6 protein-coding genes are annotated in these 4,154 nt (G+C 65.4%); 4 read left to right on the top strand and 2 right to left on the bottom strand.

The window, feature by feature from the left end:
• The 3 genes from L4923_RS30560 to L4923_RS30550 form a co-directional block, all read left to right on the top strand.
• The coding region (locus L4923_RS30560; protein ID WP_239370847.1) for a LysR substrate-binding domain-containing protein at positions 1-432 on the top strand (432 nt) is incomplete at its 5' end.
• 103 nt (positions 433-535) lie between these two features.
• The gene (locus L4923_RS30555) at positions 536-961 is read left to right on the top strand and encodes an antitoxin Xre-like helix-turn-helix domain-containing protein (RefSeq protein ID WP_239370846.1); all 426 of its coding nucleotides are present in this window, start codon (positions 536-538) and stop codon (positions 959-961) included.
• Positions 958-1,440 (top strand): RES family NAD+ phosphorylase, encoded by a 483-nt coding sequence (locus L4923_RS30550; RefSeq protein WP_239370845.1) that lies wholly within the window; start codon positions 958-960, stop codon positions 1,438-1,440. The genes L4923_RS30555 and L4923_RS30550 overlap by 4 nt, the downstream gene beginning before the upstream one ends.
• A gap of 116 nt (positions 1,441-1,556) precedes the next feature.
• On the opposite strand, the gene L4923_RS30545 is transcribed toward L4923_RS30550, so the two are convergent.
• On the bottom strand, positions 1,557-2,699 hold the full coding sequence (locus tag L4923_RS30545; protein WP_239370844.1) for a hypothetical protein: 1,143 nt from the start codon (positions 2,697-2,699) through the stop codon (positions 1,557-1,559).
• 331 nt (positions 2,700-3,030) lie between these two features.
• Between L4923_RS30545 and L4923_RS30540 the strand changes: the two genes are divergently transcribed.
• Entirely contained in the window at positions 3,031-3,231 is a 201-nt protein-coding gene (locus L4923_RS30540; protein ID WP_239370843.1) for a hypothetical protein, read from the top strand.
• Between the two features lie 21 nt (positions 3,232-3,252).
• On the opposite strand, the gene L4923_RS30535 is transcribed toward L4923_RS30540, so the two are convergent.
• On the bottom strand, positions 3,253-3,948 hold the full coding sequence (locus L4923_RS30535) for a DUF899 family protein (protein WP_239370842.1): 696 nt from the start codon (positions 3,946-3,948) through the stop codon (positions 3,253-3,255).
• Between the last annotated feature and the right edge of the window lie 206 nt (positions 3,949-4,154).

Below are 4,154 nucleotides of genomic sequence, written 5' to 3'. Positions count from 1 at the left end.
GCGGTGCAGTTCGTGGTGCGCGAGGGCCATCCGCTGGCGGCTCGCAGGCGGCTGCGCCTGGCCGACCTCGCCAGCCAGGACTGGGTGGTGCAGCCGGTCGGCACACCGATCTGGTCAGCGCTGTCGCGCGCCTTCGTCGAGGAGCAGACGCACTTTCCCGAAAGCGTGACCCACACGGCTTCGGTGCTCCTGACGCTGGCCACCATTGCGCGCACGGATGCCATCGCGCCGCTGGCAGAGGATGCGGTGCAGCTTCTGGCTTCGCCCGCGCTGACGACGCGCATCGCCACGCTCGACATGGCCAACCCGGTCTTCGTGCCGGACCTCAGCATCATCACCTTGCGCGACAGCGTGCTCTCGCCCATCGCGCTGCGGTTCCTCAACCTGATCGAAGACGAGATCGCGGCAAGGGCCGCGGGCGCCGCATCCTGAGTGGCGTTTCGTATCGCATCCGACTGGCACCGTCGCAGCAAGGCATCCTTGAAGCGCGCCTCAATTGGTAATATATTTCGTATCAATTGATACGGAGCGATCCATGACCGCCTTTGCCGATGTTGCCGATGTCCTGGGTTTGCCGGCCCCCGGCGGCCGTTCCGCTTTTGGCTTGATTGCGCGCATCGAAGACGGGCTTCCGGTAAAGGCGCTGGATCGACTCGCTGGCAAGCTGGCGCCCGGCGATACGCAGTTCAAATATCGCCTGATTCCGAAAGCGACCTATGAGCGGCGCAAGGCCGCGCATCGCCTGTCGTCGGACGAGGGTGAGCGGCTCGCGCGTCTTGCGCGGGTGTGGGCAATGGCTGTCGAGGTCTGGGGCGGAGACGACGACGCGCGGGATTTCCTGTTCCGGCCGCATGCGATGCTTGAGGATCGCCGGCCAGTGGATGTCGTCATTCAAAGCGAGATCGGTGCAGGGCTGGTGCTGGATGTGCTCGGCGGGTTGAAATACGGCACTGCCGCGTGACGCCGCAGATCCTTGACCGGACGCTGACGGCCTACCGCATCGGCGATCCGGCCGGCGCCTATCCGATCTTCGATGCGACGGGCTCGACCATTGCGCCGGGCCGCTGGAACACGCCGGGGAGCGCGGTGATCTACGCCGCCGAGCATTTCTCCACCGCGCTGCTGGAGAAGCTGGTGCATGGCAGCGGCCGCCTGCCGCCCAATCAGCATTATGTGACGATCACCATCCCGAAGGGCACATCCTACGAGACGTTTTCCGAACCGGGCCTGCCTGGCTGGGACAGCCAGCCCGCAGGCGTCAGCAAGCTGTTCGGCGAGCGCTGGTGTCTGGAACGACGCAGCGCGGTTCTGCTGGTGCCGAGCGCAGTGGCGCGGCCGGACCGCAACGTGCTTATCAACCCGGCGCATCCCGAGTTCGCCGATATCGAAACCAGCCTGCATCAGCCCGTCTATTGGGACAGGCGGCTCTTCGGCGCGTGACTGCCGGTATGCCGAGGGGGCACTTTGCGGGCGATCGAGATCATGATCGAGCGCAGGATTTTTACGATCTTAGAGCATAGTGTAGCCAAGTGCGCGGGGCGGCACAGCCGAAGTCCCTAGCGGATCCCTTTGCCGGCCTGCCTGTCGATGGGCGGCAGCAGGCCGAGCAGGCGCACCAGTTCGCGCTGGTTTTCGGTGCCGGTCTTGTGCAGGATGCTGGCGATCTGCGTGCGCAGCGTGTTGTCCGAAACCCGGTGTTCGGCAGCGTAGTCGGCCAGCGAATGGCCGGCGGCCAGCGCCAGCGCCAGCCGCGCCTCCGCTGTCGTCAGCGGGAACAATCGCTGCAGGGCCGCGGCGTCGAGCGGCGTCGCCGCAGCTTCGGACCTGAAGGTGACGAGCACGCGCCCCGGCTGGCCGCCGAGACGCATCGGCAAGGGGGCCGTCAACACGAACACCCTTGTGCCATCCCGGGTGGTCAGGACAAGGGCATCGCCGCTGCTGCCGGCCGCGGTGGCGGCGATCGAGGCGGCGAGTTGCCGGGACTGGTTGGGGTTGCGTGCAAGCAGGCCCTGCCGCGAGACCAGCGTCATGACGCCGCTCGCCTCCAGCATCTCGGCGGCGTGGTTTGCGAACAGCACATGGCCGGCGCCGTCGCAGATCACGCAACCGAAAGCCATCCTCTCCAGGGCGGCCAGCCCGGCATTCATATGGAGGTCCAGGTTCAGCCGCCGGCGCAGTTGCACCGCTCTTTGCAGATGGGGCGTCAGGCCCTGCAGCCGGGCGACGTCGTCGTCGCTGAAATCCATGCTTCCCCGCGACCGGTGAACGCTGAACTGCAGCAGCAGCCTGGAACCGATCGGAACGGCCGGCACGCCCATGCAGCGAACGGTGTCATGCACCCGCAGGAAGTCGGTATGGAACTCCGTCCTCTCCAGGTCGGGCTGCAGGATGAGATCCGTGAAGCGCGAGATGCTGTCGGGATGATGCGCCAGCGCCAGCGGAACGCAGGGATTGATGTGGCGATAATAGGCGGCATAGTCCTGCAGCGCCTTGTCCGGAAGATTGTGGACGGCCGCCTCCTCGAAGGCGTTCGCACGCAGGATGCCCAGCGCCGCGCTGCTTCCTTCGCCGGCTGCCATCACGATCGCGGCCAGCCCTTGCAGCCCATGCGGATCCAGCGCGGCATCGTAGATATCGGAGACAATCGCGGGCTGTATCGCAAGCGACCCGCGGCTCAGCCTTTTTGCGAGAACACCCATCTTGCTGCCGCCCCCCGGCGGAGATACGAGCACAGCGTATCTGTCGGGAAATATAACAGAATTTCCGATCGTTAGCCACATCATTGATTCAAATGATGCGGCTCCCTCGACAATGGGTGTAGCCTTCATTCAGTGAAATAAGTCTTTGGGACAGGGTACACCTTGACGAAGCAGGTCGAGGCTGGGGTGGGTTTCAAAGCTGTTCTTCGGGGCTTGTTTCCGGGTGGGCTGGTATAGGGGTATCGCCGTCGATCTGGGAGAGATTGGCGACGATACCTCTATGCATTTCCGCCGCTGACATTTCTTGGGCAAGAAGTTGGAGGCTGGCGCCATGAAGCGGGACGAAATCCACACGGGCGAGGACGTTGCGGCCGATGGGAGCGGGGCCATCGCCCCCGCAGTCACCGATGCTGGCGAGGCCGACGCCGCCGATTTCATGGGCACCGGTGTGCTGTGGGTCGTCACCGAGGCCGACGACCTCGACGGCCTGGCGATGAGCACCTGGGCCGCAGCCCTGGTGAGCCCGCGGTAGTCGGAGAGGGCGCCGCGCCGCTCAATAATATTCGAGCTTCGGATACCATTTTTCGCCCCGGCCTTCGGGCGTGAGGTCGAGTGCCAACCAGAGCGGGGCGAAGTCGGGACCGCCGCGCGGGTCCTTGCCGGCATCGGCCATCTCGCCGGTCATTTCGCCCTTCCAGAACAGCCTGACCCCGTCGCCGGTTTTCCGGAACACCGCCAGCACCGGATATTCCCAGCCCTTGGCCGGGTCGAGGCCGCCGAAATCGAGCGCGAAGTCGTCGCCGACGGTCTGGTGGAACTGCAGGTGCCGCCAGCCCCGTTCGCGCGCGAACGCCACCTGCCGCTCCACCGGGCTGCGCCCGAGGATGGCCAGCGCCACGCGCTGCTGCAGGTCCTTGGCGTTGGCGTCCAGCGGCCCGAGCAGGTTGGTGCACATCGGGCAGGGGCGCTCGCGTTCCGGCCCATACATCCAGAAATAGGTGACCAGCGTTTCCTTGTCGCCGAACAGATCGGCCAGGCCGACCTCGTCGCCGTTCACATCCTTGAACCGGTAGTCCTTGTCGATGACCGGACCGGGCGGCAGCTTGCGCCGCTGTTCCGCCACGCTGTCGATATGCCGCTGCAGTTCGATCTCTTCCGCCAGCAGTTTCTGCCGCGCCTGCGCATAACCTTCGCTTTCGCCCGGCCAGGATTTGCGTTTGGCCGCCAGTTCCGTCGATGAGATAGACATGCTGCACCTCCCAGGGGTTGGAGCGCCGCCCTGCGGCCGGCGTCTCAGGGAAGGGAACGTGTGGCCCGCGCCAGCCGTTCCCAACGCTCCTGCCCGTTCTTGCCAGTGATGTGAGGCTCCACGCGAAGCGCTAGAAATCGCAAGAGAGGGGATATTCAGCCGCGACCTCTACAGCCTGCAGGATCGCCAAGCACACAGCGTCGGCG

The sequence above is a fragment of the Terribium retamae genome (assembly GCF_022347545.1).
In the GTDB taxonomy this organism is placed as follows: Bacteria; Pseudomonadota; Alphaproteobacteria; order Rhizobiales; family Rhizobiaceae; genus Mesorhizobium; species Mesorhizobium retamae.
This window is presented reverse-complemented; position numbering and strand designations above follow the sequence as displayed.